The organism is Moraxella sp. I5G, assembly GCF_055193055.1.
The window spans coordinates 1-26,641 of sequence record NZ_JBUXLH010000019.1; the positions used below are offsets into that span (position 1 = coordinate 1).

Consider the following 26,641-nt stretch of genomic DNA (forward strand, 5'->3'; position numbering starts at 1 on the left):
GCTGAAGCTACTGCTGACGCTGCTAAAGCTGGTGCAGAAGCCGCTGCTGACGCTGCTAAAAAGTAATTCACTAGAAAATTTTTCTAATGTGAATAAAAAGAGCCAATTTTCAGGCTCTTTTTTTATTGGGTAAGTTTTAATCTGATAATGATTTAAAGCTAAAAAGTTAAAACCCCCTAGTTTCCTAGGGGGTTTAAATATGGTGGCGTGAGGCAGGATCGAACTGCCGACACACGGATTTTCAATCCGTTGCTCTACCGACTGAGCTATCGCGCCAAGTTGTATCAAGTAACAACGCTGCGTATAATAGCATATTTTTAAAATTTAGCAAGTGTTTTTATAAAAAATTTATAAATTTTTCATTTTTGCAGTATGATAAGCATATTTTTTAATACAATGTAGGTACAAAGAACAATATGCTTATCCAAGAACTGCAAAAAACCACACAATCACAGCTTGAAACACAGCTACACAACCTACTAACTCAGGCCAATTTACCCAAACCTTTAGCAGAAGCAGCATTTTATGCGATGGCAAATGGCGGCAAAAGAGTACGCCCCATGTTAACTTTGGCGACATTTTTAACGCTAAATGGCATGTCCAAATTATCCCAAAATCATTCTTTGGTTCAAAAAGCCATGCTTGCTGTTGAATTAATTCATGGTTATTCTTTAGTGCATGATGACTTGCCATGTATGGATGATGATGATTTACGACGAGGCAAACCAACCTGTCATAAAGTTTATGGCGAAGCGTCAGCATTACTCACTGGTGATGTTTTACAATCATTGGCATTTGAAATACTAACAACAGACTTAACTGAAAACCAGCAACAAACTGCTTTATTTTTAATCCAGATTTTAGCACCGCGTGCCAGACGTATGGTGGCAGGACAGCAACTGGATTTAAATGGCGAAAATCAAGAACTATCACAGAACCAGTTAGAATGCATCCATCAAGACAAAACAGGCGCATTGATTGAAGCGGCAGTTTTAATGGGGGCGGCATGTGCATCTGCAAATCATGAAGATATGCATAATTTGCAACAATACGCCCGGTGTTTAGGACTTGCTTTTCAGGTGCAAGACGATGTTTTAGATGTGGTAGCAGACACTCAAACCCTTGGAAAGATGGCAGGGGCAGATGAAAAATTACAAAAATCCACTTACGTTAAATTGCTTGGGGTTGACAATGCCAGAAAGTACGCGGATTCGCTGTTTTATCAAGCAAAAATTTACATTGCCGATTTTGGTGATAATAATTTATTAGCTACTATCGTAGATTGGCTGCAAGTGCGTCAATTTTAATCTTATTAATCGTATCCTATTGATAATAAATAGCTACTGCAGCAGGTTTATCATTGCTTTTGGTTTAGCAAAACCATCATTGCAGGCTTGCCAACGAAAAGAAACGTTATTTTTAATTAATCTTTGCTCAATTTCTGCTGCCAGTGCTGGACTTATTTTTAACTCAACCAACGTTAAATACCAATGAAAATGCGATAACGTGTGTTTGATGGTACGGATAACGGATGTGGGCAAAGGTTTATTTTTGAGCATTTCAAACAATACAGTTTCGCCCAGTTGGCAATTACCCAATCCCTGATTAAACGATGGCTGATAGGTATCACCATCAAATGGCACATCACTATCCAACAGTGGCAAACACCATAAACCTTCCCAAATACCGTGATGTTTGGTTACACTTTGACGTTTCAGCCACAGTGTTTTTGCTGTATTTTCCTGAATAAGCTGAAATGCAAAACTATAACGTTTGGGTTTTTCTTTGCTTTTGTTTTTAACAGGATAATTGATAGGATTGGCTTTTTGATAGGCTTGACAATCCGCACTAATTGGGCAAAGTGTGCATTTTGGGCGATTTTTGGTGCATATAGTTGCACCTAAATCCATCATCGCTTGAGCGTATTTTCCACTATCGTGTTTGGGCGTAAGTGCTTGGGCAAGCTGCCAAAGCTGTTTTTGAGTTGCCGTTTTATTGATATCATCACTTATCATCGCCCACCGACTCAGAACGCGTTTGACATTGCCATCACAAATCACTCCAAATCCACGAACTCCCATCGCCACAATCGCCCCAGCAGTTGATTGCCCAACTCCTTTAATGGTTTGCCACTGGTCAACACTTTGAGGGAAATTACCTGTGCGCTTTATAAAATCCACTACTTGTTTTGCCCCTTGATACAGATTTTTGGCACGCGCATAATAACCTAGCCCTGCCCAAAGATTGGTAACCTCATCCCAGTCTGCTGCCGCCAAATCAATCACCGTTGGAAATTTTGCAATGAATCTTTGAAAATAAGGAATCACTGTGCTGACTTGGGTTTGCTGCAACATAATTTCAGATAACCATACTGCATAAATATCACTTTGTTCTTTTTTGTGCTGCTGCCATGGCAAATCATGCCGACCGGATGTTTCAAACCAGGTGAGTATTTTTTGGGAAAAGTGTGAATTTTTAGGCATAAAATTTTCATTTGACTTAGAAATGGCTATAATAAGGTCATTTTACGGTTTTTCTATCCTTTGTATGAAAAACAATCAAAAGGAACATTAATGACGAAAATTTCAGTTTTATTTACTGGTTTAACCTTGTTGTTGTCCGCTCAAACGGCGATTGCCAAAAATGATATTCACCTTGGTCAAAATGTAAATAGCGAAAAAACCGCTCAAAATTTCACCAGCTGTCCTGACAATTTTTATCAAAATACCCCACCCCAACTTGTTGGCACTAAAGGCGAGAAACTTGCCAAAAAAACTTATGAGTTGTGTTTTGATGGGTTTGCGGTGCTTTATTCGGGGATTTCCAAAACGCCAATTTGGTCTGCAGAATTTTTAACCAAAGAACGCATTCGGCAAGCCAAAACTCTCACCCGAGAAGATAACTTTCATGAAGAAAGTCGTCTACCAAAATCTGCTCAAGCCTTATTATCCGATTACCGACAATCTGGATTTGACAGAGGGCATTTGGCGCCAAACGGTGATATGGCAAACTCATCACAGCAGTTTGATAGTTTTAGCCTTGCTAATATTGCCCCGCAAAATGGCACGCATAATCGCGGTGATTGGCGAAAAATAGAATCCAGCACGCGCTATTTGGTCAATAAATACGGCAGCGCCTACGTAGTTACAGGCGTGGCATTTTCTGGTAAAAATATCCAAAAAATTGGTGCAGGCGTGCTTGTTCCAAGCCATTTTTTTAAAGCCGTTTACCTACCATCCATTCAAAAAGCGGGGGTTTATTATTCTGCCAACACTGAGAACAGTCAAATGCAGGTTATTAGCTTAGATGAACTTACCAATTTGACTGGAATATCAGTAATGCCTGATTTACCCCAATCGTTGCGCCAAGAAGCCTATTCATTGCCAACTTCGGCAGAAAACCCAACAAAAAATGATGATAATAACTCAAAAAAAAATCAGCAAAATCAAAAAGAAGATGCTAGCGGCTGGGCGGTTTTGATTGCTGAAATTTTAAAATTTATTCTTAGTTTATTTAAATAAGGTAAAAAAATGGATATTTTTCAAAACGATAGTCAAGTTTTACAAATTGCCAATTTAACCGTTGAAAACGGACAAGACAGCATACTTATTGCTGGTGATGTTGAAATTGAAAAAACTCAAATCGGCAAACAACAAGCACAAATGTTATACGATTTTGCCAAAGAGTTATGGCAAACTTTTGAAAAAATAGACGATTTACCAGAAACATTACCCAAAAATTCATTAGAAAATGACAGCATAGAAAATCCTTTTGCTTGATTTTGTGAATAATTTTGTTATAATTTGCCTATATTTGGTTTACGTTTGTTTTAACAACTGTTTTATTAGTAGGATTCGTTATGAAATTAACTCAAGTGATGGTATTTGGCGCAGGCTTAATGTTAGGTGTAAGTGCATTTGCTGCTGACCCAATTGTTGGTAATTGGCAAATGAGCGAAAACGGGCAGCCTAAAGCAGTCGTTACTATCAGTCAATCGGGCGCAAAATACGTTGGCACGGTCTCTAGTGGACAAACCGAAAAAGCCAAAACCTTTGTGGGGAAAACAGTGTTATTAGATGTTGAATCTCAAGGAAATGGCAAATATAAAGGGCGTGCAAAAGACCCTCGCTGGGGAGCCTTACCTGCGGTAAAAGCAGATATTACATTAAATGGCAACAGCTTAACTTTAAAAACCTTAAAAGGCTCACAAACTTGGGTTAAAAAATAATACATCAATTGCTTGATAAATAAAAAAAACGCATCATTGTGGATGCGTTTTTTTATTTAGTTCATAAGGCGTTTTCATTGGTTTCACCCGTACGGATGCGAATCACTTGCTCCAAAGGTGTTACAAAAATTTTACCATCGCCAATTCGATTAGTGTTTGCTGTACTGATGATGGTATCAATAATTTTCTCAACCATATCATCTGTGCAAGCAATTTCTAATTTGATTTTTGGCAAAAAATCCACCACATATTCTGCCCCACGATACATCTCGGTATGACCTTTTTGCCTGCCAAAACCTTTCACCTCGGTAATGGTAATACCGTTGATGCCTATATCAGAAAGAGCCTCACGAACATCATCTAACTTAAATGGCTTGATGATGGCACTGATTAATTTCATAAATTATCCTTTTGATTCATTCTTCGTAAAAACGGGCATGTCTAGGCTTACCATCAGCGTTAGTCAATGTTTGTAAATAGTTTTTGGTAAAATTCACTGCATTATCAGCTGTTTGCATGTCAATTTCACCAGTTAATAACTGATAACGAATGTAAATCAACCAAGTATTAATCACGTCTGATTCACAATATGTAGTCAATTCTTGCCATCTATCCTCTAATACCATTGGTACAACCTGATGACCATCAATTTCTCCCTTACCAGCAAACCCACAAAGACTGGCAATAATATCCAGTTTTTGTTTATTACCCCATGCCTCAAAGGAAAATTTTTGCATCAGGTCAATATGACTTTGACTGTAGCGATTTAAATAACCTTTAGCGCTGTTATTACCCTGCAGTAAGGCGGTTGCATTAAGTTTATGGTGCGCCATACGATAAAGTAGCACTGGTAAATCGAAATTTGCACCATTCCACGAAATCAGCGTTGGTTTTTTATTAAATGCTCGCAAAAACGTGCTTAAAATTCCCTGTTCATCATGGTTTTCTAGCGATAAAGAATGCAATTTTAAGGTTTGATTTTCAAACCACAAAAACGATAAACATGCGATTTTATGTAAAGGAAGTCGCATAAAATCACTACCTGCCTCTTCTTGGCGAATTTTTTGCAGCTCCGTTATCGCTTCCTCTTCAGATAAATCAGCAAGCTGTGGGTACAGCAATTTACCTGTTTGAGTATCAGGAATGGTCTCAATATCAAAAATACAAATGGGTGCGTTATGATTCATCAGGCTGTCCTAATACGTTTTTTATGCGCTTTCTGGCGTTTTTAATGGCTTGTTTAACTTGATTTGGAGCAGTTCCGCCAATATGATTTCTAGCATTTAGCGACCCTTCTAACGTCAAACAATCAAATACGTCGTTTTCTATTAATGGTGAAAATTCTTGCAATTGTTCCAAGGATAATTCACTGATATCTATATTTTGGCTTACTGCCAATGCAACGGTTTTGCCCACCACCTCATGAGCATCGCGAAATGGCAAACCTTTTTTTACCAAATAATCTGCTAAATCCGTAGCTGTAGCGTAGCCCTTCATCGTCGCAGCACGCATGTTTTGTTCGTTTGGCACAAGATTTGGCAGCATATCAGCAAAAGCAAGTAAAGAGCCTGTTAAAGTGTCCACACAATCAAATAGAGGTTCTTTGTCTTCTTGATTGTCTTTATTGTAAGCTAGGGGCTGATTTTTCATCAATGTCAATAGTGTGGTTAATTGACCAAACACACGAGCCGCCTTGCCACGCACCAGTTCAGGAACATCTGGGTTTTTCTTTTGAGGCATGATGCTTGAACCAGTACAAAAACGGTCAGGCACATACACAAAACCAAATTGGGCAGACATCCACAAAATAATCTCTTCGCTCATACGAGATAAATGCATCATCAAAATCGACGCATTGGCGGCAAATTCAATCGCAAAATCTCTATCAGAAACTGCATCCAGTGAGTTTTGACAAATTCCTTCAAAGCCTAGAAGTTTAGCAGTAATGTTTCGGTCAATGGGGTACGTTGTGCCAGCCAATGCTGCACTACCAAGTGGCATTTGATTGATGCGTTTTCTGGTGTCGCAAAAACGCTCACTATCGCGCAGCAGCATTTCAAACCATGCCATGACATGATGAGCAAAACTAACTGGTTGAGCTGTTTGCAAATGGGTAAAACCCGGCATGATGGTATTGGTATGTTTGTCAGCAAGCTCTAAAAGCCCCGTTTGCAAGCGCGAAAGCAGTGATAAAATCACGTCCGTTTGATTACGTAAATACAGGCGAATATCGGTAGCAACTTGGTCATTTCTACTACGTCCTGTATGCAATTTTTTACCAACATCGCCAATCAGTGCGGTGAGTCTGGACTCAATATTCATATGCACATCTTCTAAAGCGACTGACCAGACAAATTCTCCACTGTCAATTTCTTGCTCAATTTGAGTCAGCCCATCGATGATTTGCTGGCTTTCGCTTGTGCTGATAATGCCACATTTGCCAAGCATGGTTGCATGAGCAATAGAACCCTGAATGTCTTCTTTTGCCATACGTTTATCAAAATTAACTGATGCGGTAAATTCAGCAACAAAACTATCGGTTGCCTCATTAAATCGCCCTCCCCACATCTGTCCTGATTGATTATGTCCCGTCATAGTTATTCACCTAATTTCAATGGATAAAACACAATAATTCACGTCATCATTTTTTTATAAAAGCTATTTTAACATGAAGCACAATAACCTTATAAGTTTATCCAAAAAAAATTTATACAGCCCTAAAAGCAGCAAAATAAAACGGTAAAACCAACTTTTAAAGATAGATTTTTTTGTAATAACCGCTTAATTTTTAAGCATTTTATTAAAATTTTTTTAAATTTATAAATTGATATAAAAAAGTTGGAACAGCATTTGCAGCATTAAAAGTATAACCACGTATCGGAAGTTTGTCGCACTTTATAGGGTTGTTCGTAGTTATTTTGTAACTAAATGGTTTTAAAAAGGGGATGAAGTGTAATATACGGTTTTTTATCAACTTTTTAATTACAAACCATTTATAGAAAAAGTTTGTTGATTTGTCTGATTGATGCAAAACGTGTTTTGTTTTTGTAATTGATAAATCGATGCGATAATTTTGGATAAATAAGAATCATGATTTGATTTTTCTAATTACAAATAATTTAGGTAAAAATTTTAGTTAATAACGATTGAAAAAAAGGTGTCAGGTGTTTGTTATGCAAGTAATCATTTGTGATGCGGAATTGGCAGTACGTAAACATTTAGCCAGTTTAGTTGAAAGTTTAGGTCATCGAGTAACAGCACAGGTGGAACGTTTAGAGGAAATTATTCCAGAAGTTAAAGCACGTCAGCCCGATGTGATTTTATTGAGTGCTCACACTCCTAATGTTCATGAATTTTATCAGGTATTAAATCGTGAATTTCACAATCCACCAGCGCTGATTTTTTCAGGGATTGATGACATTACATCAACACTTACCGCATTAAAATCAGGTGCAGTAGACTATTTGTTAATACCCGTAAATAAAGCTGATTTACAAATCGCCTTAAACAAAAGTTACCGTATGAATGCAGCTCAGCAAACCGCTTTAAATACCAAACAAGGCAAAGGACGTCGTCCGCGCCAATACATCGCTGCTCGTACCCATCGTGGAGTTGAGTTGATTGCGCTGGCGGATGTGTATTACTTCACTGCTGACCAAAAATACGTCAAAGTTCGCCATAAAAATGGCGTGGTGCTGATTGACGAAACCTTAAAAGATTTGGAACAAGAATTTGAAGGGGTGATGTTTCGCATTCATCGAAATGCTTTGATTAATCTAGAATATTTAGATTTGCTAGAAACTGTAGATTCAGGACAATACCAAGTACGTTTTCGTGGCATGAACGAAAAACTGGCGGTCTCTCGCCGTCATTTACCAATGCTGCGTGAAAAAATCCAAAATATTTAAAGTACTTGCCAAATACTTACCAAAAGAGCCTACTGGCTCTTTTTTTGATTTCAATCATTTGGTTGATGATAAAAAAACACAATAAACCCATCCAACGCTTTGTTGAAATAGTTTTGCTTTTTATAAAAATTAGGTGTACCATAGAAACAATAACGCAAAATGACCCTAAATTTCTTGCAAGGTGATGACGATGTTTTTAGATAAGACGCTACCCAGCAGATTGATAAGCAAAACAGCAATTAAATTATTTGGAATTTTAGCATTGGGTTTGGTATTAAATGCGTGTGGTGAAGATAAGCCATCTCAACCAAAAACTGAAACCCCTGCCAAAGTCGCAGAAACCAAAACTCCAGAAACAAAGACAGATGCAGCTAAACCCGCAGAAGAAGCTAAAACTAGCGCAGCAAATACAAACGAAAAACCTTCAGATGCAACTGAACAAAAACAAGCAGCTGAGCAAAAAGCAGAGGACAAAGCAGCCAAAGAAGCTGATAGCAAAAAAGCGGATGATAAAAAATCAGATGTTAAAGCCCTATCCATAGAAGAAGGCAAAAAACGCTACGAAACCACCTGTAAAGCCTGCCACGAGCAAGGGCTTTTGGATGCACCAAAACTCACAGATAAAGCTAACTGGGCAAAACGCCTGGAGCAAGGCGTAGATACATTACACGCACATTCTGCCAAAGGCTTTAATAAAATGCCCGCTCAAGCAGCAGGTGATGTAAGTGAAGCCGAAGTGTATGCAGCGGTGGATTATATGGTAAGTCAGGTAAAATAATCTGAATTTGGTTAGTTTTGCTTAAAAACCATCAATTCAAAATTGATGGTTTTTTATTTTATTTATGGCTGGTAGGAGCTTTAGGGTTTTTTGGTGCTTCTTTAACATCAAGATGAAACTGATTTTTATTTTCTTCTTTAGCATGATAAGCAAGTGCAAGACTGGTGGCAAAAAAAATCGCTGCCAAAATTGCGGTCGTACGTGTTAGAAAATTTGCTGAACCTGAGGCTCCAAACACCGTACCTGCAGCACCCGAACCAAAAGATGCGCCAGCATCGGCACCCTTGCCATGTTGGATTAAAATCAAACCAGATAAAGCAATGGCAACAATAATATGAATGGCTAAAATAAACGTAAACATAATTGACTCAAAAAATTAATTAATAAAAGCACGAATAATTTGACCAAAATTATCCGCTTTTAAAGATGCACCACCTACCAACACACCATCAACAACAGCAATATTAGCAATATCAGATGCGTTGTTTTGATTGACGCTACCACCATATAATAAAGGAGCGTAAATTTCTAAGGTACTTAGCGATTCGCTAATGTAATTATGCACCTCTTCAATTTCTAAAGTAGTTGGTGTTAGTCCTGTACCAATCGCCCAAACAGGTTCATAAGCAATTAAAAGTTTGGGTAGTTCGTAATGCTCAAACCCCACATCGTCAGCAAATTGCCCAAGCAATCTAAGCTGTTTTTCTAAAACTTCATAAGTTTGACCTGCGTCGTATTCTGCTTTGGTTTCACCAATACAAAAAATGACTGATAAATTTGCCAAAAAAGCCTGACAGATTTTTTTAGTTAAAATTTCGTCATGTTCACCGTGATATTGACGACGTTCTGAATGCCCAACTAATGCAAATTTTGCACCAATATCGGCTAATTGTGCCGCTGAAACATCACCTGTATACGCTCCTGTCTCAAGAGTATAAGCACAAACATCCTGACCGCCTAATAACAGCGATGTTTGGTTTTGAGTCTGTAAAACTGGTAAATGTACAAAACTTGGAGCAATCGCCACCACACAATTGGTTAAATTGTCTGCAAGATGTGCAATGTCCGCAAAAATTTTTACTGCATCATTTTGGGTTAGTGGGTTAGTTTTCCAGTTGCCGATCACGTATTTTTTGGCTGTGTTCATAAATATTCTTTAGAAATCTATCAGTTAACCGCCCTATTATACCGATTAACCTGCTGATTTTCCAGTAATCCGAAAACTTCAGCCTTTAAAGCAAAAGATAACGATAAAATAAGGCATTCTCTTTTAATTTAAAGTAAAATAAAGAAAGTAAATCAACAAAAAAAACTTGCTACAAAATCATATTTTAAAATATCTGTGTTTGATATCTACATGATACATCTTGCCCATTACAAACATTTGCCAAAACAGGAGGAAAATGATGACAACAAACGCCCATAATTTTAGTGGTCTTGCTCATATTTTGGTTGCTAATAATTTGGTTGCACCTGATGCAATGGCTCGCGCTTTAGAAGAATCTAAGCAGCAGCAAAAAGCAATCGTGCCTTATTTGGTTGAAAACCGTTTAGCCCCGCCTGCCCAAATTGCTTTATTATTATCCCACCATTTTGGCGACCCATTATTTGATTTAAATGCATTATCAGTAGATGTTGTTCCCAAAGAATTGGTTGATGAAAAAACCGTCAGCCGTTATGGCGTGCTACCACTATTTAAACGTGGTAAAAGATTGTTTGTGGGTTTGTCTGACCCAACGCGCCTTGATGCCATTGATGCCATTTCTTTTAATGCCAATTTAACGGTTGAAACCGTTGTGGTAGAAGAAGACAAACTCAAAAAAATGATTGAAAACGTCTATATGGGCGGTACTGAAGATTTATCCAAAATTGGTGATATTGATTTATCCAGTGAAATGGGGGATGACCCTAACGATGATGATGACGGTCAAGAAATTGATGCTGCTGGCAGCCCAGAAGATGCGCCTGTTGTAAAATTTGTGAATAAAATGCTATTAGATGCCATCCGCATGGGTGCATCAGATTTACACTTTGAACCTTATGAAAAAACCTATCGCGTGCGTTTTCGTGTTGATGGTGTGATGCAAATTGTCAGCCGACCACCCGTGCAACTGGCAGGCAAAATTGCTGCTCGCTTAAAAGTCATGTCGCAAATGGATATTTCGGAGCGCCGCATCCCTCAAGATGGACGCATTAAACTTAAAATTTCCAAAACCAAAGCCATTGACTTTCGTGTAAACTCACTGCCAACTTTATTTGGTGAAAAAATTGTACTGCGTATCTTAGACCCGTCATCGGCGATGCTTGGAATTGATGCGTTGGGCTATGAGCCTGACCAAAAAGAGCTGTTTTTAGAAGCCTTAGACAAACCTCAAGGCATGTTATTAATTACAGGTCCAACTGGTTCAGGTAAAACGGTATCGCTGTATACGGGACTTAATATTCTAAACACCCCAGAAACCAATATTTCCACCGCCGAAGACCCAGTTGAGATTAACTTAGAAGGCATCAATCAGGTTAACGTAAACCCAAAAGTTGGCTTAACATTTGCGTCCGCCCTAAAAGCATTTTTACGTCAAGACCCCGATATTGTTATGGTTGGGGAGATTCGTGATTTGGAAACTGCTGAAATTGCCATTAAAGCTGCTCAAACAGGTCATATGGTATTGTCCACCTTACACACCAACTCTGCACCAGAAACACTAACTCGATTGCGTAACATGGGGGTAGCTTCGTTTAACATTGCAACTTCTGTAAACTTAGTAATCGCTCAACGTTTGGCTCGGCGCCTATGTAAATCATGCAAACGCCCAACCAACGTACCAAAACAATCATTGCTTGAAATTGGTTTTACTGAAGAAGATTTAGCAAATCCTGATAACGTGATTTATGAAGCTGTGGGGTGTTCTGAATGCCGAGAAGGTTATAAAGGGCGTGTGGGTATTTATGAAGTGATGAAAGTATACCCTGAAATCTCACGCATTATTATGGAAGATGGCAACGCCATTCAAATCAAAGATGCTGCCTTAAAACTAGGATTTCGAGATTTGCGCCGCTCAGGAATTATGAAAGTACTACAGGGCACAACCAGCATCGCTGAAATGTATCGGGTCACTTCAGATTGATGGTTTTTAGATAACAATTTTTAGAGGTGGTTTTGAAGGTAATTTAGACTAAATGGCAATTTTGTTTGGTTGTAATTTTACCTAAAAACCGTTATAATATCGCCTTTTAGCGTTTTATTTTGTCTTATTTTTTAAATAAAATACGCCCCCATTTTTATACAAACAAACTAAATTCAAAGTTTAAGGTGAATTCATGTCTAATTTAGATATTGCTGTTGCTGTCATTTCTGACAAAGAAACCCAACTGACTGTTAAAGTACCCGTTGGCACCATCCAAAGCAAGGTAGAAGCTCGTGTTCGTCATCTTGCCAAAACTGCAAAAATTGATGGTTTTCGTAAAGGTAAAGTGCCTGTTTCACACATTCGTGCACAATATGGTGCTGGCATTCAACAAGAAACCATTAACGATGTAATTCGCGACACTGTATTTGAAGCATTGGCTGAGAAAAAAATTCGTGCTGTGGGCGTGCCAAATATTGATGATGTTAAACTAGAAAATGATTTTTTGGTTTATCAAGCAACCGTTGAAACTTTTCCAAAAATTGAAGTTCAAGGTTTAAATGAAATTGAAGTCGAGCGTCAAGTTGCCAATGTATCTGACAGCGATGTTGATACGATGATTGAAAATTTGCAAAAGCAACGTCAAACTTTTGAAACCAAAGACGGCGCACTAGAAGATGGTGATGAAGCAACCTTTGATTTTGAAGGTTCTATTGATGGTGAAAAATTTGAAGGTGGCAGTGCTGAAGATTATCGTTTAATTATTGGTTCAGGACGTATGATTCCTGGTTTTGAAGACGGCATGAAAGGCATGAAAGCTGGCGAAGAAAAAGTTATTACTGTAACCTTCCCAGAAGATTATCAAGCTGAAAACTTAAAAGGCAAAGAAGCTAACTTTAAAATCAACCTAAAAGCGGTCAAAACTCCTAAATTGCCAGAATTAGATGAAGCGTTTTTTGAGCTGTTTGGGGTAAAAGAAGGCGGTTTGGATAAACTAAAAGCTGATGTTAGAAAAAATATGGAACGCGAAGTTAAAAATGCTGCGCGCAATCAAGTAAAACACGCCGCTTTTGATGCGTTGATTGAAAAAAATGAATTTGACGTACCAAAAGCCATGCTTGAACAAGAAATTGAGCGTCAGCGCGAACAAATGGTACAGCGTTTTGCTGCACAATTTGGTGGCAATGCCAAAGGCTTTGACAAAAACACGCTACCCAATGAGCTTTTTGAAGAGCCTGCACTACGCGCAGTACGTCTTGGCGTCATTGTTAATCAATTAATTGAAAGCCAAAAAATTGAACTTGACCAAGACCGAGTAACTGCATTTATCACTGAAGCGGCTGAAAACTACGAAGAACCTCAAGAAGTCATTGACTACTACACCAATGACAAACAGCAACGTGCAGGTGTAGAAGCAGTTGTGCTAGAAGACCAAGTTGTGGATTACATTTTATCACAAGCTAAAGTTAGTGAAAAAGAAGTAAAATACCAAGAATTACTAGCCAGCCAACAAGCTGCAATGATGTAAACATCCATTACCCAACAATACCCTAACTTAAAGTTGGGGTATTTTTTCAGTTATAATGATAAATGTGCTAAAATGGCGCACTTAATACGGCATTAGCCACAAGGAATCTGAATGAAAAACAATCCTTATTTTGATCAATTAACCGAAACATTTCATGCCAGCCAAATGGCAACCCAATCTGCACTTGTACCAATGGTCATTGAGCAATCAGGGCGTGGCGAACGTTCATTTGATATTTTTTCCCGTCTTTTACGTGAACGAGTCATTTTTTTAACAGGCGAAGTTGAAGACCATATGGCTAACTTAATCGTTGCCCAACTTTTGTTTTTAGAAGCAGACAATCCCAAAAAAGACATACATCTATACATTAACTCACCAGGCGGCGTGGTCACAGCTGGCATGGCGATTTATGATACGATGAATTTTATTGAGCCAGATGTTTCAACCATTTGCGTTGGTCAAGCATGCAGCATGGGTTCATTTTTATTATCTGCAGGTGCAAAAGGCAAACGCTCCGCCCTTGCTAATTCACGCATCATGATTCATCAACCTTTAGGTGGTTTTCGCGGACAAGCAAGTGATATTGAAATTCACGCTCGTGAAATTATTCAATTAAAAGCCAAATTAAATGAGCTTCTTGCCAAACATTGCAATCAGCCTGTGGAACGTTTAGAAAAAGATACAGACCGTGATAATTTTATGAGTGCAGAGCAGGCATGCGATTATGGTTTGGTGGATAAAGTACTTGAAAAACGTCCATTAGCAGTATAAACAAGGCGGATACTCATGAGTGAAAATTTCCAGCCCCATTGTGCTTTTTGTGGCAAGACCAAACATGAAGTCAAAAAATTAATTGCAGGCATTGACCCTGAAACCCAAATTTGTAATGAATGTGTAGAATTGTGTGGCGATATGCTTGGTCAAAATAGCCACTCAAAAAAAGCAAATTCTGATGAGAAATTAAACAAACAATCATCTGATAAAAAATCGTCTGATAAAGATTGGGCAACAGCGGTTTTACCAACTCCAAAAGAATTAAGAGCGCATCTTGATGAATATGTGATTGGTCAAAGCAGCGCCAAAAAAGCTCTATCTGTTGCAGTTTACAATCATTATAAGCGTCTAAAAGTTAAGGAAACGGGCGAAAATGCACCAGTTGAACTTGCTAAAAGCAATATCTTACTGATTGGACCAACAGGTTCAGGTAAAACATTGTTAGCGCAAACGCTGGCTCGTCTTTTGGATGTGCCTTTTGCAATGTCAGACGCAACAACATTGACTGAAGCTGGCTACGTGGGCGAAGATGTAGAAAACATCGTTCAGCGCTTACTACAAGTTGCTGATTACGATGTGGAACGCGCCCAACGAGGCATTATCTATATTGATGAAATTGATAAAATCAGCAAAAAAGGCGAAAACGTTTCAATCACTCGCGACGTTTCTGGTGAGGGCGTACAACAGGCCTTACTAAAAATCATTGAGGGCACAGTTGCTAATATCCCGCCACAAGGCGGACGTAAACACCCTAACCAAGAAATGATTCAGGTGGACACCAGCAATATTTTAATGATTGTTGGCGGAGCGTTTGCAGGACTTGATAAAATCATTCAAGAACGCAGTCAAACTACAGGCATTGGCTTTAATGCCTCGGTAAAAGCCAAAGAAGAAGCCAAAATTAGTGAACTGTTTCGTGAGGTTGAACCTGAAGATTTGATTCGTTTTGGAATCATTCCTGAATTTATTGGGCGTTTACCCGTCATTGCAACGCTTGATGAGCTTGATGAAGAAGCTTTGATTGAGATTTTAACTGAACCTAAAAATGCATTAACCAAACAATATGAATATTTGTTTGAAATGGAAGGGGTCAAACTCACCTTTGAAACCGATGCCTTACATGCCGTTGCCAAGCAAGCAATGAAACGAAAAACTGGAGCAAGGGGGCTACGTTCCATCATTGAAAATGCTCTACTTGATACCATGTATGAGTTACCTAGCATGCAAGGTGTTAGCGAAGTGATTGTAACCAAAGCAGTCATTGAAAACGGTGATGCACCAATCACCAAATAAAAAAATCCCCTTTAAGGGGATTTTTTGTTGTTTTAATAACATAAAAATGGTTTAACAAATAGAAGGTTTTTATATGGATTTAACCAAATATATACAACAGTTTGAAGTTGGCAAATTTCACTACCGTTTGCTCATAATGATTGGACTGGGCTGGCTATTTGATGCAATGGACACTGGGCTGATTTCTTTTATTATGGCAAAACTGGTAGACGCATGGGCATTAACTGCTAATCAAAAAGCTTCTATTGTCAGCATCACCTTTGTTGGTATGGCAATTGGGGCAATCTTAGCAGGTAGTTTAGCAGATAAATTTGGACGCAAAAAAGTGTTTATTGGAACGCTTGTGATTTATAGTCTGGCAACGGCTGGTTGTGGGCTTTCCAATCAATTAACCACACTGCTTATTTTTCGCCTGATTGTAGGGATTGGGCTTGGCGGTCAATTACCCGTGGCAGTATCTTTAATGAGCGAATATTTACCCTCTAATGTACGTGGTCGCTTTATCGTATTATTAGAAAGTTTTTGGGGGCTGGGCTGGTTGGTTGCAGCGATTTTAGCGTATTTTGTAATTCCAAATTTTGGCTGGCAAACGGCATTTTTATTGGGTGGTCTGCCTATTTTTTATGCATTTTTTTTATATTATCATTTGCCAGAATCCATTCCTTTTTTACTGCAAAAAGGGCAAAAACAGCAGGCTTTGGATTATGCCAATCAAATCTGTCTAATTAACAAACAACCGCCTCTTCATATTGACCTTGCAGAAATCACATTACCCACCCATCAAAAAACAAAATTTTCATTTGCCCGTTTATGGGAAAAAAATCTTTATAAAAGTACATTAATGCTATGGATTTTATGGTTTGGCATTGTATTTTCTTATTATGGAATTTTTACTTGGCTGCCAAGCTTGCTCATAAAACAAGGCTTTACCATCGTATCATCTTTTGAATACACACTGACAATGATTCTTGCCCAGCTTCCAGGATATTTGTTTGCGTCTTGGTGTGTAGAAAAATTTGGACGTAAAATTACGCTGGCAGGGTTGATGATATTTTGTGCATTATGCAGTTATTTCTTTGGACAAGCTGGCAGTACAGCTGAGATTTTATTTTGGGGCTGTTTGATGTCTTTTTCTAATTTAGGAGCATGGGGGGTTGTTTACACCTATACGCCAGAGTTATATCCGATTGCAATGCGAGCGTTTGGTTCGGGTTGGGCATCCGCAATTGGGCGAGTTGGTGGCATGGTTGCACCGCTGGTGATTGCTCATATGATGAATATTGAGAATGCGTTTAATCTCATCTTTATGATGTTTACCATGGTAATGGTGATTATTGCAATGGCGGTTTTAACACTTGGCGAAGAAACAAAGGGACGAATAATCACTTAATTTTCTAAATTAATGTGCAAATGCCATCGTTAATTCGTCCATTTGCCAGTAAACCTAGTAAAACAGATTTGCTACCAATCATTTAGTCTGGGTTTATCCATATAAACTATTTACCAATACCGCAGGGCATGGATAATCGATAAACTCAACTTGATTTTTTCCCAAACCAATCAGTGGCAAATACACAGTGCTACCAGTGCCGCTCATGCGAGCGGTTGTCTGGGTAGCGCTTTCAAAAGTACGTAAATACGACAACGCCTGATTGACCTTTTGGTATTTTTCGCAGACAATTGTTTCAAATGCATTGAAAAAAGGCGGATTTTGTAGGTCTAAAAAATTGGGAATTTTGGCGGTTAAATCGCTGATAATTGCGGTATTTTTGATTAAATCTTTATTTGAAAATAATTCTGCTGTATTGATGGATTCATCAGGAAATAACAATAAATACTCTCGAGATGGTAAATTAATGGCAGTAAGTTCATCACCAATCCCTAAGGCGATTGCATCAGTTTGATAAGCATGCGCAAAAATAAAAAAGGGCACATCCGCTCCCAAAGTTGTTCCAATTTTCATCAACTCTTTTGGAGTTAAATGCAGTCCCCACAACTGATTTAAGGCAATCAGCGTCATTGCACAGTTACTTGAGCCACCGCCAAGCCCACCGCCAACAGGAATGACCTTATCCAAAACCACACTCACAGAAGAAGCGTAGGCAGGAAATTTTTTAGCGAGCAGCTGAGCGGCTTTAACAATTAAATTGTCTTGCTGCTCACAAGGCAAATTATCACCCAAAAGCGTTATTAAATCCCCGCCCGTTTTGGGGCGAAATGTAAGCGTATCGCCAAAATCCAATGCTCGAAAAACACTTTGTAAATTATGATAGCCATCATCGCGCCTGCCAGTAATATGTAAAAATAAATTGATTTTGGCGGGTGAAAAAAATGTTAATTCTGCCATGAGCTTTCCTTGGATTCTTGGGATTGATTGGTAAAGTTTACTGTTGGCTATTTGAATTATGATTTAAATGATTGATTGTCATCACCAATCTGTGACCATCGGCGTGTGTAATAATTAGACGATTTGGATAAACAGAATTTTGATAATAAAATTTTGCTGTCCAATCGCCATTTTCACTACTGATTAAGCGACCGTTTTCCATTTGTTTATTGGTATCATTTGGGGCAGGTTTGCCAATAATCCAAAAACGAAAATAACTAATGGGAGCATTCAAACCCGTGGCTTTTTGTAAAAGTTCTTCTGGGCTAGTTGCCGAAATCTCACCTGTGCGCTCACTAATGAGTTTGGCGGTTTTGCCATTAAAACTTAAATCTGCCGCTCCAATACCTAAAGCTCCCGTTAAATTAATTCCAAAACGGTCATCTTCTTGGCTCCATGTATAAAATGCGCTGCTTGCCTCTTTGCCATGCTGGGTTTGGGTGGTAATACCAATTTTACCTGTAATACTAAACGCTAAATGTTCATCTGTAACCACAGGCTTGGGTTTGATGGTTTGACACGCCGTCAAAAAAACCATCCAAGTTAATAAAAAAACTTTGGTGAATAATTTGATGGATTTGATAAATGATGAAAAAAATTGAGTAATGATGGTCATATTTTGATGATAAAACTAAATGGATGGTTTATGATAAGGTGGTTGCCACTAATATTCTTGCAGTTCTTGCCCTATTTTATTTTGTCCAAAAGCAAATCGCTGTTTTAAATCAGCAAGCAAACTGTTAACTTTATCATATCTGCCCAAACCTTGATAGCCACGCAATAATAAAATTCCAACATCTAAATCTGGAGCAACTTCATAAGGTACTTCTAAATATTCAATCACTTTACCAAATTGACCTTGTGATAAAGCTTGATTGGACAGCACTTTTAGTGCTTCTAACTGCAATTGGCTATCATAAAGAGGGTCACTACTATCTAATTGGCTAATTTGTTTGGTAACTTTTAGGGCGTTTTGGTCCTGAGGATTTATCATCAGACGCAGTTTGGCATCCGCTAAAAGATATTCATTATTATAAGGGTCGAGTAGCAATAATCTGTCTAAGGCTAGACGTTTATCTTCGTTACTAAGTTCATTTTCTAGGATTTTAAAACTGGCAAACAGCAAACGGTCGTCATCGGGATTTTCTTGATTGGCAGTACGCAGTAAATCCTCAGCTGATTTTTTATCACCTTGACGCAATAAAATTTCCGCTTGCAAAATATAACTATCTGCTGTATACATTTCATGCTCATCACGCAGTCTTACCAGTGTTGCCAAAGCTTTATTGGTTTGTCCATCCATTAAATAAAAACCAACTACTTTAGTGCGTGCATCCAAAGCGTGTTCATGGTCAGTCACACGTTCATAATGATGGCGAGATTGCGCAAAATCACCACTTCTTTCATAACCAATTCCCAAATAATAATGAGCGCGACTGGTAAATTCTGGGTTTTGAATCAGTGGTTTTAGCACGTCTATGGCTTGTGTATATTCACCAATATCCAAAGCCACAAGCGCAGTTAAAAGCGCCACATCGGCATCCTGTGTTTTTGTATAGGCAGTCAAAAGAAGTTGATAAGCGTCGGTTAAATCGCCGTTTTCTATCTTGTGACGAATTTGATATAAATACAGCTCTTTTTCATTGGGGATTTCTTGTTGTTTTTGAGCAACAAATTGCCAAAGCTCATCATCCTTTCCAGAAAGACGCAATAAGTCAATTTTTAACATGATGTATGCTAAATTTTTTGGGTCGGCTTTTAAAGCCTGATTAACATATAAAATAGCAGGCTGATAGTCGCCCATTTGCATCAATAGACCAGCTTTTAATACCGAAATTGATGGATTATCCTCTTCCACCGTTTGCAATGCCAAAAAAAGTAAACGCTGGTCTTCTAAATCATCAGGCACAATCCCAGTTAAAATCTGAGTTAAATCAGCGCGTTTGTCATAATCTAAAATCATGCCCAATGTTTGCACAGCTTGATTGTAGTCTTTGGCTTTTAGTGCCAAATGCGCCACATAAAACCATGCTGGAATGTGTTCAGGATTATTCATTTGCCAAGCGGTGGCAAATGCTAATGATTTTTGGGGCTCTTCATATTCAATAGACAAAGCCAACGCCCTTTCAAATACCGCTGTGGCATTGTCTTTAAAACTTTCGGCTTTATAAATTGTTAAAGCATCCTCAACATCTCCCCTATCAGCAGCAAATTCGGCAGATAATAATGCATACAAATCTGGTTCACCCAGCATTGGAGTGGTGTCGCCTGCAATTAAAGTATCATCCAATAAAAAATCAGGCAAGCTAGCATCCAGCTCTTCCATAGATGAAGGCGGGCTTGATAGCCATATATTTTTTGAAATAGTAGCTTTTGGAGCTGTGGCAAGTGATGAATCGTCCTTGTTTTTAATGTCATTTTTGTTGCTATTTGATAAGTTATCAGCCTCATCATTGATTGCATTGGAGGTTTTATTATCCAAATTTGTTTTATCAACAATCAAGTTATCTGTATTTGTATTTTGAGTTGTTGATTCTTGAAAATTTTGTTCCTCATCTTGAATGGCAATTGCATCATCAGTAGGTTTGGCAGTGGGTGGATTTTTTTTATTTTTATCATAAAAAGGCAATATAATTTCTAAAAGTTTGTCAAAAACCCCCGCTTGAGCAGATACATTGACCGCAAAAACACCAATGACAGCACTTATACATAGCGGTAAAATTTTTTTATAAAAACGTCTATTTTTTATAAAAATAGGCTTATCATCACCCATTTTGGGCGAAACCTTGTGTATTTTTTGCCAGAGATTTTGCCAAATACTCACGACTCACCCAAATATTGTTAAAATGATATAACCAACCCAATAATTGCCCTAAGATTGTTTTGAATATTATAATGGTAATATTCCACCAATTACAAGCTATTGAAATTGTCTATTTTATAAATTCATTATATTTGATTAAAATATAATCATTAAATTACTAAATGAACAATTAAAACAGTTTTACCGCAGCAAAAAAAACTTGATATAATAAAGTGGTTTTTATCTAAATTTTAGTGATTCTTATTGCCTATGAAATTAGCTGTCATTGGATTAAACCATAAAACCGCCCCTGTCGCTCTGCGTGAGCGATTATCTTTTGGCGGCGAGATAAAAGATGCCATTGATGAGCTTAAAAAAACTGTGGCAACGTTTGGTAAATTTCATGGCAGCATTATCGTTTCAACATGCAATCGCAGTGAAGTGTATGTTGGTTTTGATGATACTACCGAAGAATTGGATGAATCTGATGAATTTGCGACATCCACATTAAAAATCAAACAATGGTTAGCTGATTTTAAACAAATACCTTTAGATGAAATTTCATCTTTTTTATACGTCTACGAAAAACAGCGCGCCATCAACCACTGGCTGCGGGTAGCATCTGGTTTAGATTCTATGATTTTAGGCGAGCCACAAATTTTGGGGCAAATTCGTCAAGCAGTATCGTTATCCAAAGAGGCTAATGGCATTGGTGGACATTTTGATTGGCTTACTCAACAAATTTTTGCATCCGCTCGCACCATTCGCCGAGATACCAAAGTCGGTCAACAAGCGGTAACGCTAGGCTTTGCCACTGCCAAATTAGTTACCCAAATTTTTGATAAACCCGAAAAAACCACTTTATTGATTGTAGCAGCAGGCGAGATGAACCGCTTGGTTGCGCATAATGTTGCTAGCCTTGGTATGAGTCGGATTATCATTGCCAATCGTAGCAGTGAGCGCGCCCAGACGCTCAAAGATGAGCTTTTGGAGATGGCAAAAAATAGTGTTCGTAACGTTGTCATTGAATGCGTAAGCCTGGATAAGCTAGCTGATGTTTTGCCAATGGCGGATGTGGTAAGCAGCTGCAGTGGCAGCATGAATCTTTTAATTACCAAAGAGATGGTTAAAAATGCGCAAAAAATGCGTCGCCAACATCCTTTATTATTGGTAGATTTGGCAGTTCCACGCGATATTGAATCAAGTGTGGCGCATCTAGACAACGTTTATTTGTACTCTGTTGATGATTTGCAGCACGTCATTCAAGGAAATTTAGAAGAACGCAAACAAGCGGCGGTTGAAGCTGAACTGCTCGCCAGTCAATTTACCAGTCATATTGAAAGTCAGATGCAGCTTTTAGTTGCCAAACACATGATTGCTGATTATCGAGCCATAACCCAAAATCACAAAGAAAGACTACTGGTACTTGCTAAAAATAAGCTTGATAAAGGTCATGATGCCAAAACAGTTTTGGAAGAATTTGCCCATACACTAACCCAAACACTGACACATTCACCATCAAAGCTCATCACTGAGATTGCTAAAGTTTCTGATGGGGCAACGCTAGAAAGCGCAGTTAATACCCTAAAAACTTATCGTAACAAACCTTATTCTGGATAATTTTGCGGTTGTTTTAAGAAATTTATTTGCTTTTTAGATGGCTTTTGGGTAAAGTAAAGTTTACATTTTTACAAGGAGCTGTAAATGGCTAGATTAGACACCACCCTACCTCACGCAAATATTGACCCTGACGGCTTGCTAGAATATTCTGTGGTTTATACCGACCGTGCTTTAAACCATATGTCCAAAACCTTCCAAACGGTAATGACTGACCTATCTTCTTTGTTAAAAAATCTATATAAAGCCGACGCTGTCGCTATTGTGCCGGGTTCTGGAACTTTTGGCATGGAGGCAGTGGCACGATGTTTTGCCAAAGATAATGATGTGGTGATTATCCGAAATGGCTGGTTTAGTTACCGCTGGACACAAATTTTAGATGCAGCCAATATTGCCAAAAGCAGTCAAGCTTTTAAAGCAAATTATGAACTGATTGATAATAAAGCCTTTTTTGAGCCAGCTGATGTCTCCCAAGTAACAGAATTTATTAAAACCCATCGCCCTAAGGTGGTCTTTGCTCCCCATGTAGAAACTGCATCTGGTATGATGCTAACAGATGACTATATCAAAGCTTTGGCGGATGCTGTACATGAAGTTGGCGGAATCTTGATTATTGACTGCATCGCATCTGGTTGTATTTGGCTTGATATGAAGGCGCTTGGAATTGATGTTTTGTTGTCCGCTCCTCAAAAGGGGCTGTCTAGTACGCCATGCGCTGGGCTTGTTATGCTATCTAATCATGCCAAAGAACTGGTTTTGCAAAGCACTCCTAACAGTTTTGCTTTGGATTTAAAAGCATGGTTAAACATCATGACTGCTTATGAAAATGGCGGCCATGCCTATTATGCTACCATGCCAACTGATGGGCTGCACCAGCTAAGAGACACATTAAAAGAGTGTGAAAATTTTGGTTTTGACAAACTAAAATTAGCACAAATTGAATTAGGGCAAAAAATTTTAGCCGTATTAAAAGACAAAGGCGTCTTTAGCGTTACAAAAAACCCCTATCAAGCCTTTGGTGTCATCGTTTGTCATGCTGTTAATGCTGATATCCAAAAAGGTTTAGCATTTGCTCAAGCTGGCATGCAAATCGCTGCAGGCACTCCACTGCAAGTTGATGAACCCGAAAACTATCAAAGTTTTCGAATTGGACTTTTTGGGCTGGATAAATTACAAAACATTGAACGCACTGTTGCCTATTTCAAAGACGCTTGCGACCAAGTGTTTAATTAAATTTATGAATGCACGTTATTGTTAAATTGGTAACCTGTTCTAATTGCTTAATTACCACTTTTTATGAGTAAAAGTCAATCACAAACAGCTGCATCATCAACGTTTTATAATAAAAAAACGATAAGTTTTTGGGCTTATCGTTTTTTTAGTTTATCAAGCGATTCTTGCAGGTGTTATTTAAAATAACTTACCGATACTTCCACACGACGGTTTGGATACAAACAATCAATTAATTCATTACGAGATTGATTGTCAGTACATTCTTTAGTTGGTGTAAATTTACCATTACCAGTTGCCACAATGACATTTGGGTCTACGCCTTGTGATACCAAATATTCACGTACCGTCTGAGCGCGTAGTAATGATAAATTGATGTTATACATATCATCGCCCAAACGGTCGGTATAACCTGTTACCATAACCTGATTAATACTATCGCCATACGCCAAAATCTTAATCGCTAAATCATCAAGTTCAGCACGACCTTGTGATTGCATATGTTGAAGCTCCCACTTATCAAAAGCAAACAAAGTATCAGCGCCAATACCAAAATTATCACGATGCAATTTTTGAGCAGCAGCAGGAGCTTGCACCATTGGAACTACTGGATTAATAGTAACTTTTGTTTCTTTTGGCTGAATGGTGGCATAATCTGCACAATCAGCAGGCAACCAGTGAAATTCTTGGGCTTTATAATTTTTGTCAAAAATCACTTTATATTGACAAATTTTAACTGATTCGTCTGGTTGATAAAATTTTAAAATATAATCCCATTCACGCGCTCTGTGTGCTTCGCTAAAATGTGGACGACCAAGCAATTGATACAATTCATCTTTACCAATGCCAGCACGGATTTTGGATAGGTTTTCACTGTTTGGAAATTGACCATCTTTTTGCCATGCCTTATCCAATTCAGGGAAAACAATATCATCACTGTTTTGAGTGCGACCTTCATCAGAAATATTGTGGCTTAGATGTTTTGTACCCATGCACCCTGTTAGTGCTAAAGTAGCAACCGCTAAAGTTAATGTAATTTTTTTAAACTGTTTCATCAAATTTTTCCTTAAAAGAATGCCACTTTTGCAGCATTCTTATTTTAACCAAGCTCAATTAGAAGTGGAAACCTGCACCTACGGCACCGCCAGCATTACCTTTGGTGTCAGCAGAACCACTTACTTTTAGCACCCAACGACCATTGTCTGACAGTTTTGACAAACCAACAGCCACTGCGCCTTGACCATTATAAGTTGCCATACCACCTGTCAGCATAGACTTACCTGGAATGTAAGCTTGTGGTAACGCTGCCATTGCCATTGCTGATGATACGCCCGCATTAGCATCGTCTTTAACTTCATTAATACGGTTATTTAACTGATTACCCATATTAATGGTGGTTCCTGCAAGCCCTTCTGCTGTAGCGTACAATTGGCTACCGTTGATGGCGTCAGTTGACGTTGCTGATACAACACCAGCAGCAACATTTTGGATTTGACGAGTTTCACCCTCTTTGCCAACACTAACAACACCCACGACATCAGAAACGCCCGAAACACCTGCATCATTCATGCCAGCATAGGTGTAATTGCCACCATTTGCCGTTGTGTGTACGCCTGTTGACGCTGAATTATTTCCTAAGAATACTGAATTATCAACTGTTTGCGTAACATTATTACCCAGTACAAAGGTGTTATTTGTGCTAACAGTGTTATTATTACCCACTGAATAGCTGTTATTGCCAGTAATAATTGATGGGTCACCAATAGCGCCTGAGTTTTTACCTGAAACTTTGTTGCCTGTACCAATAGAGATGGCATTTTCAGCAGTCGCTTCAGCCCCTCTACCAAAGGCAATTGCATTAGCGCCAGAGGCTTTGGCTTGATAACCCACCGCTGCTGCAAAGTTTCCAGAAGCAGCAGAATCTTCAGCATGCGTATCGCTTCCAGTAACGTTTTGGTTTCCTGTGCCATCATTAACGTGGAAGAATTTGATACCTCCTTCATTAATATTTTTGATAGCAGTGATGAGTGTATTGTCTGTTTTAGCATGGTTGCCTGAAACGTTATAAGTTTTTAATGCATCTGATGCATTAACTACATTACCTTTGTTATCTTTGACAATTTTGCCATTCGCATCCGTAACTTTGCCATCAGGTGTTGTGCCACCAATTACTTTATTAACAACGGTATTGTAGTTGTTGTTGATGTTAGTAACGTTATTTTGCACTGTGGCTAAATCACCAATGGTAGCAGCATTGTTGCGTTCAGTGGCATTTGGATCAGCTTTAATCTGTTCAAGTGTTTTACCATTTAAACCACTTTGCACATTGGTGATAATTGTATTACCTGCGTTAATGCCACCTGTAGTAACTGAGACATTACCAGCCGTCAAACCAGCATTATTTAAGGTAACTTTATCACCCGCTTTTACGCTGTCTACAACTAAGTCTTTTTTAGTTGCAACGGTATAAGTAGTTTTACCATCTGCATCCACATTTGAAGTAACTGCAATATTATCACCTGCTTTTACTTCTGTTTTTACTGCTTTGATAGCTGCATCAATATTATCTTTGCCAGTACCGCCAATATCAGCATTAGTGTAATTGCCAGTTGCTGGATTATAAGTTGTATTGCCACCAATAATATTTTTTACACCTGCGCCATGTGCGTGTAGCTGACTACCATTTACCGCATCAGTGCTGGTCGCAGAGACATCGCCCGCAGTCAAGCCTGTAATCTTACCAGTTGCACCATCTGTAATAACATTACCAACTGTGGTTTTGCTAAAAGTTACATCATCTTTAGTTGCAATTTCATAATTGGTTGAACCGTCAGGATTTGTTGTTGGTTTTACAGTAATATTTTTACCAGCTGTTGCAGTTGTTTTAGCAGCAGCTTGAGCAGCTTTTAATTGACTTACGTTTACTGCATCTGTGTCATCTTCGCCAGCTTTAACGTTAGTAATCTTATTA

At 38.5% G+C, this 26,641-nt stretch carries 24 protein-coding genes and 1 tRNA gene; 13 read left to right on the top strand and 12 right to left on the bottom strand.

Annotated features, from left to right (window positions below):
• Positions 1-200 precede the first annotated feature (200 nt).
• Positions 201-276 (bottom strand) — tRNA-Phe (locus tag ACZBKJ_RS09180).
• Between the two features lie 140 nt (positions 277-416).
• Here ACZBKJ_RS09180 and ACZBKJ_RS09185 point away from each other — a divergent pair.
• On the top strand, positions 417-1,307 hold the full coding sequence (locus tag ACZBKJ_RS09185) for a polyprenyl synthetase family protein (RefSeq protein WP_463200765.1): 891 nt from the start codon (positions 417-419) through the stop codon (positions 1,305-1,307).
• 33 nt (positions 1,308-1,340) lie between these two features.
• On the opposite strand, the gene mutY is transcribed toward ACZBKJ_RS09185, so the two are convergent.
• Entirely contained in the window at positions 1,341-2,483 is a 1,143-nt protein-coding gene (gene mutY / locus ACZBKJ_RS09190; RefSeq protein ID WP_463200766.1) for an A/G-specific adenine glycosylase, read from the bottom strand.
• 90 nt (positions 2,484-2,573) lie between these two features.
• Between mutY and ACZBKJ_RS09195 the strand changes: the two genes are divergently transcribed.
• From ACZBKJ_RS09195 to ACZBKJ_RS09205, 3 genes are all read left to right on the top strand, one after another.
• Entirely contained in the window at positions 2,574-3,521 is a 948-nt protein-coding gene (locus ACZBKJ_RS09195; RefSeq protein WP_463200768.1) for a DNA/RNA non-specific endonuclease, read from the top strand.
• A 9-nt stretch (positions 3,522-3,530) separates the two neighbouring features.
• A complete protein-coding gene (locus tag ACZBKJ_RS09200) occupies positions 3,531-3,779 on the top strand; it encodes a hypothetical protein (RefSeq protein WP_463200769.1) in 249 nt (82 codons plus the stop codon).
• A gap of 80 nt (positions 3,780-3,859) precedes the next feature.
• Positions 3,860-4,228, top strand: coding sequence for a DUF2147 domain-containing protein (locus ACZBKJ_RS09205; protein WP_463200770.1), 369 nt, complete (start codon positions 3,860-3,862; stop codon positions 4,226-4,228).
• A 61-nt stretch (positions 4,229-4,289) separates the two neighbouring features.
• On the opposite strand, the gene ACZBKJ_RS09210 is transcribed toward ACZBKJ_RS09205, so the two are convergent.
• Genes ACZBKJ_RS09210 through argH form a run of 3 tightly spaced genes read right to left on the bottom strand, consistent with a single transcriptional unit; the run spans position 4,290 to position 6,796 of the window.
• Complete coding sequence (locus ACZBKJ_RS09210; RefSeq protein ID WP_463200772.1) at positions 4,290-4,628, bottom strand: P-II family nitrogen regulator; 339 nt, start codon at positions 4,626-4,628, stop codon at positions 4,290-4,292.
• A 16-nt stretch (positions 4,629-4,644) separates the two neighbouring features.
• Complete coding sequence (locus tag ACZBKJ_RS09215; RefSeq protein ID WP_463200773.1) at positions 4,645-5,415, bottom strand: 3'-5' exonuclease; 771 nt, start codon at positions 5,413-5,415, stop codon at positions 4,645-4,647.
• The gene (argH, locus tag ACZBKJ_RS09220) at positions 5,405-6,796 is read right to left on the bottom strand and encodes an argininosuccinate lyase (RefSeq protein WP_463200795.1); all 1,392 of its coding nucleotides are present in this window, start codon (positions 6,794-6,796) and stop codon (positions 5,405-5,407) included. Before argH ends, ACZBKJ_RS09215 begins: the two co-directional genes overlap by 11 nt.
• A gap of 605 nt (positions 6,797-7,401) precedes the next feature.
• Between argH and ACZBKJ_RS09225 the strand changes: the two genes are divergently transcribed.
• Positions 7,402-8,136 carry a LytR/AlgR family response regulator transcription factor gene (locus ACZBKJ_RS09225; RefSeq protein WP_463200775.1) on the top strand — a complete coding sequence of 245 codons (735 nt, stop codon included), beginning with the start codon at positions 7,402-7,404 and terminating at the stop codon, positions 8,134-8,136.
• A 190-nt stretch (positions 8,137-8,326) separates the two neighbouring features.
• Positions 8,327-8,914 (top strand): c-type cytochrome, encoded by a 588-nt coding sequence (locus tag ACZBKJ_RS09230; protein WP_463200776.1) that lies wholly within the window; start codon positions 8,327-8,329, stop codon positions 8,912-8,914.
• A 58-nt stretch (positions 8,915-8,972) separates the two neighbouring features.
• Here ACZBKJ_RS09230 and secG read toward each other — a convergent pair whose 3' ends face one another.
• Entirely contained in the window at positions 8,973-9,275 is a 303-nt protein-coding gene (gene secG, locus ACZBKJ_RS09235) for a preprotein translocase subunit SecG (protein WP_463200777.1), read from the bottom strand.
• A gap of 15 nt (positions 9,276-9,290) precedes the next feature.
• Positions 9,291-10,061 carry a triose-phosphate isomerase gene (gene tpiA / locus ACZBKJ_RS09240; protein WP_463200779.1) on the bottom strand — a complete coding sequence of 257 codons (771 nt, stop codon included), beginning with the start codon at positions 10,059-10,061 and terminating at the stop codon, positions 9,291-9,293.
• Positions 10,062-10,317: 256 nt separating this feature from the next.
• Here tpiA and pilB point away from each other — a divergent pair, with 256 nt between their 5' ends.
• The 5 genes from pilB (at position 10,318) to ACZBKJ_RS09265 (ending at position 17,024) form a co-directional block, all read left to right on the top strand.
• Positions 10,318-12,039: a type IV-A pilus assembly ATPase PilB gene (gene pilB, locus ACZBKJ_RS09245; protein ID WP_463200780.1), complete on the top strand. Its 1,722-nt coding sequence runs from the start codon at positions 10,318-10,320 to the stop codon at positions 12,037-12,039.
• 193 nt (positions 12,040-12,232) lie between these two features.
• Positions 12,233-13,567 carry a trigger factor gene (tig, locus tag ACZBKJ_RS09250; RefSeq protein ID WP_463200781.1) on the top strand — a complete coding sequence of 445 codons (1,335 nt, stop codon included), beginning with the start codon at positions 12,233-12,235 and terminating at the stop codon, positions 13,565-13,567.
• Between the two features lie 165 nt (positions 13,568-13,732).
• On the top strand, positions 13,733-14,338 hold the full coding sequence (clpP, locus tag ACZBKJ_RS09255) for an ATP-dependent Clp endopeptidase proteolytic subunit ClpP (RefSeq protein ID WP_463200796.1): 606 nt from the start codon (positions 13,733-13,735) through the stop codon (positions 14,336-14,338).
• Between the two features lie 15 nt (positions 14,339-14,353).
• Positions 14,354-15,634 (top strand): ATP-dependent protease ATP-binding subunit ClpX, encoded by a 1,281-nt coding sequence (gene clpX, locus ACZBKJ_RS09260; protein ID WP_463200782.1) that lies wholly within the window; start codon positions 14,354-14,356, stop codon positions 15,632-15,634.
• Positions 15,635-15,707: 73 nt separating this feature from the next.
• Positions 15,708-17,024 carry an MFS transporter gene (locus tag ACZBKJ_RS09265; protein ID WP_463200783.1) on the top strand — a complete coding sequence of 439 codons (1,317 nt, stop codon included), beginning with the start codon at positions 15,708-15,710 and terminating at the stop codon, positions 17,022-17,024.
• 93 nt (positions 17,025-17,117) lie between these two features.
• On the opposite strand, the gene ispE is transcribed toward ACZBKJ_RS09265, so the two are convergent.
• Genes ispE through ACZBKJ_RS09280 form a run of 3 tightly spaced genes read right to left on the bottom strand, consistent with a single transcriptional unit; the run spans position 17,118 to position 20,844 of the window.
• Positions 17,118-17,981 (bottom strand): 4-(cytidine 5'-diphospho)-2-C-methyl-D-erythritol kinase, encoded by an 864-nt coding sequence (gene ispE, locus ACZBKJ_RS09270; RefSeq protein WP_463200785.1) that lies wholly within the window; start codon positions 17,979-17,981, stop codon positions 17,118-17,120.
• 37 nt (positions 17,982-18,018) lie between these two features.
• A complete protein-coding gene (lolB, locus tag ACZBKJ_RS09275) occupies positions 18,019-18,636 on the bottom strand; it encodes a lipoprotein insertase outer membrane protein LolB (RefSeq protein ID WP_463200786.1) in 618 nt (205 codons plus the stop codon).
• 48 nt (positions 18,637-18,684) lie between these two features.
• A complete protein-coding gene (locus ACZBKJ_RS09280) occupies positions 18,685-20,844 on the bottom strand; it encodes a tetratricopeptide repeat protein (protein WP_463200788.1) in 2,160 nt (719 codons plus the stop codon).
• Between the two features lie 249 nt (positions 20,845-21,093).
• Between ACZBKJ_RS09280 and hemA the strand changes: the two genes are divergently transcribed.
• Positions 21,094-22,443: a glutamyl-tRNA reductase gene (gene hemA / locus ACZBKJ_RS09285; RefSeq protein WP_463200789.1), complete on the top strand. Its 1,350-nt coding sequence runs from the start codon at positions 21,094-21,096 to the stop codon at positions 22,441-22,443.
• Positions 22,444-22,527: 84 nt separating this feature from the next.
• Complete coding sequence (locus tag ACZBKJ_RS09290) at positions 22,528-23,673, top strand: aminotransferase class V-fold PLP-dependent enzyme (RefSeq protein WP_463200791.1); 1,146 nt, start codon at positions 22,528-22,530, stop codon at positions 23,671-23,673.
• Positions 23,674-23,846: 173 nt separating this feature from the next.
• On the opposite strand, the gene ACZBKJ_RS09295 is transcribed toward ACZBKJ_RS09290, so the two are convergent.
• Positions 23,847-24,725: an OmpA family protein gene (locus ACZBKJ_RS09295; RefSeq protein ID WP_463200792.1), complete on the bottom strand. Its 879-nt coding sequence runs from the start codon at positions 24,723-24,725 to the stop codon at positions 23,847-23,849.
• Positions 24,726-24,783: 58 nt separating this feature from the next.
• A partial coding sequence (locus ACZBKJ_RS09300; RefSeq protein ID WP_463200794.1) for a YadA family autotransporter adhesin occupies positions 24,784-26,641 on the bottom strand: 1,858 nt, incomplete at its 5' end.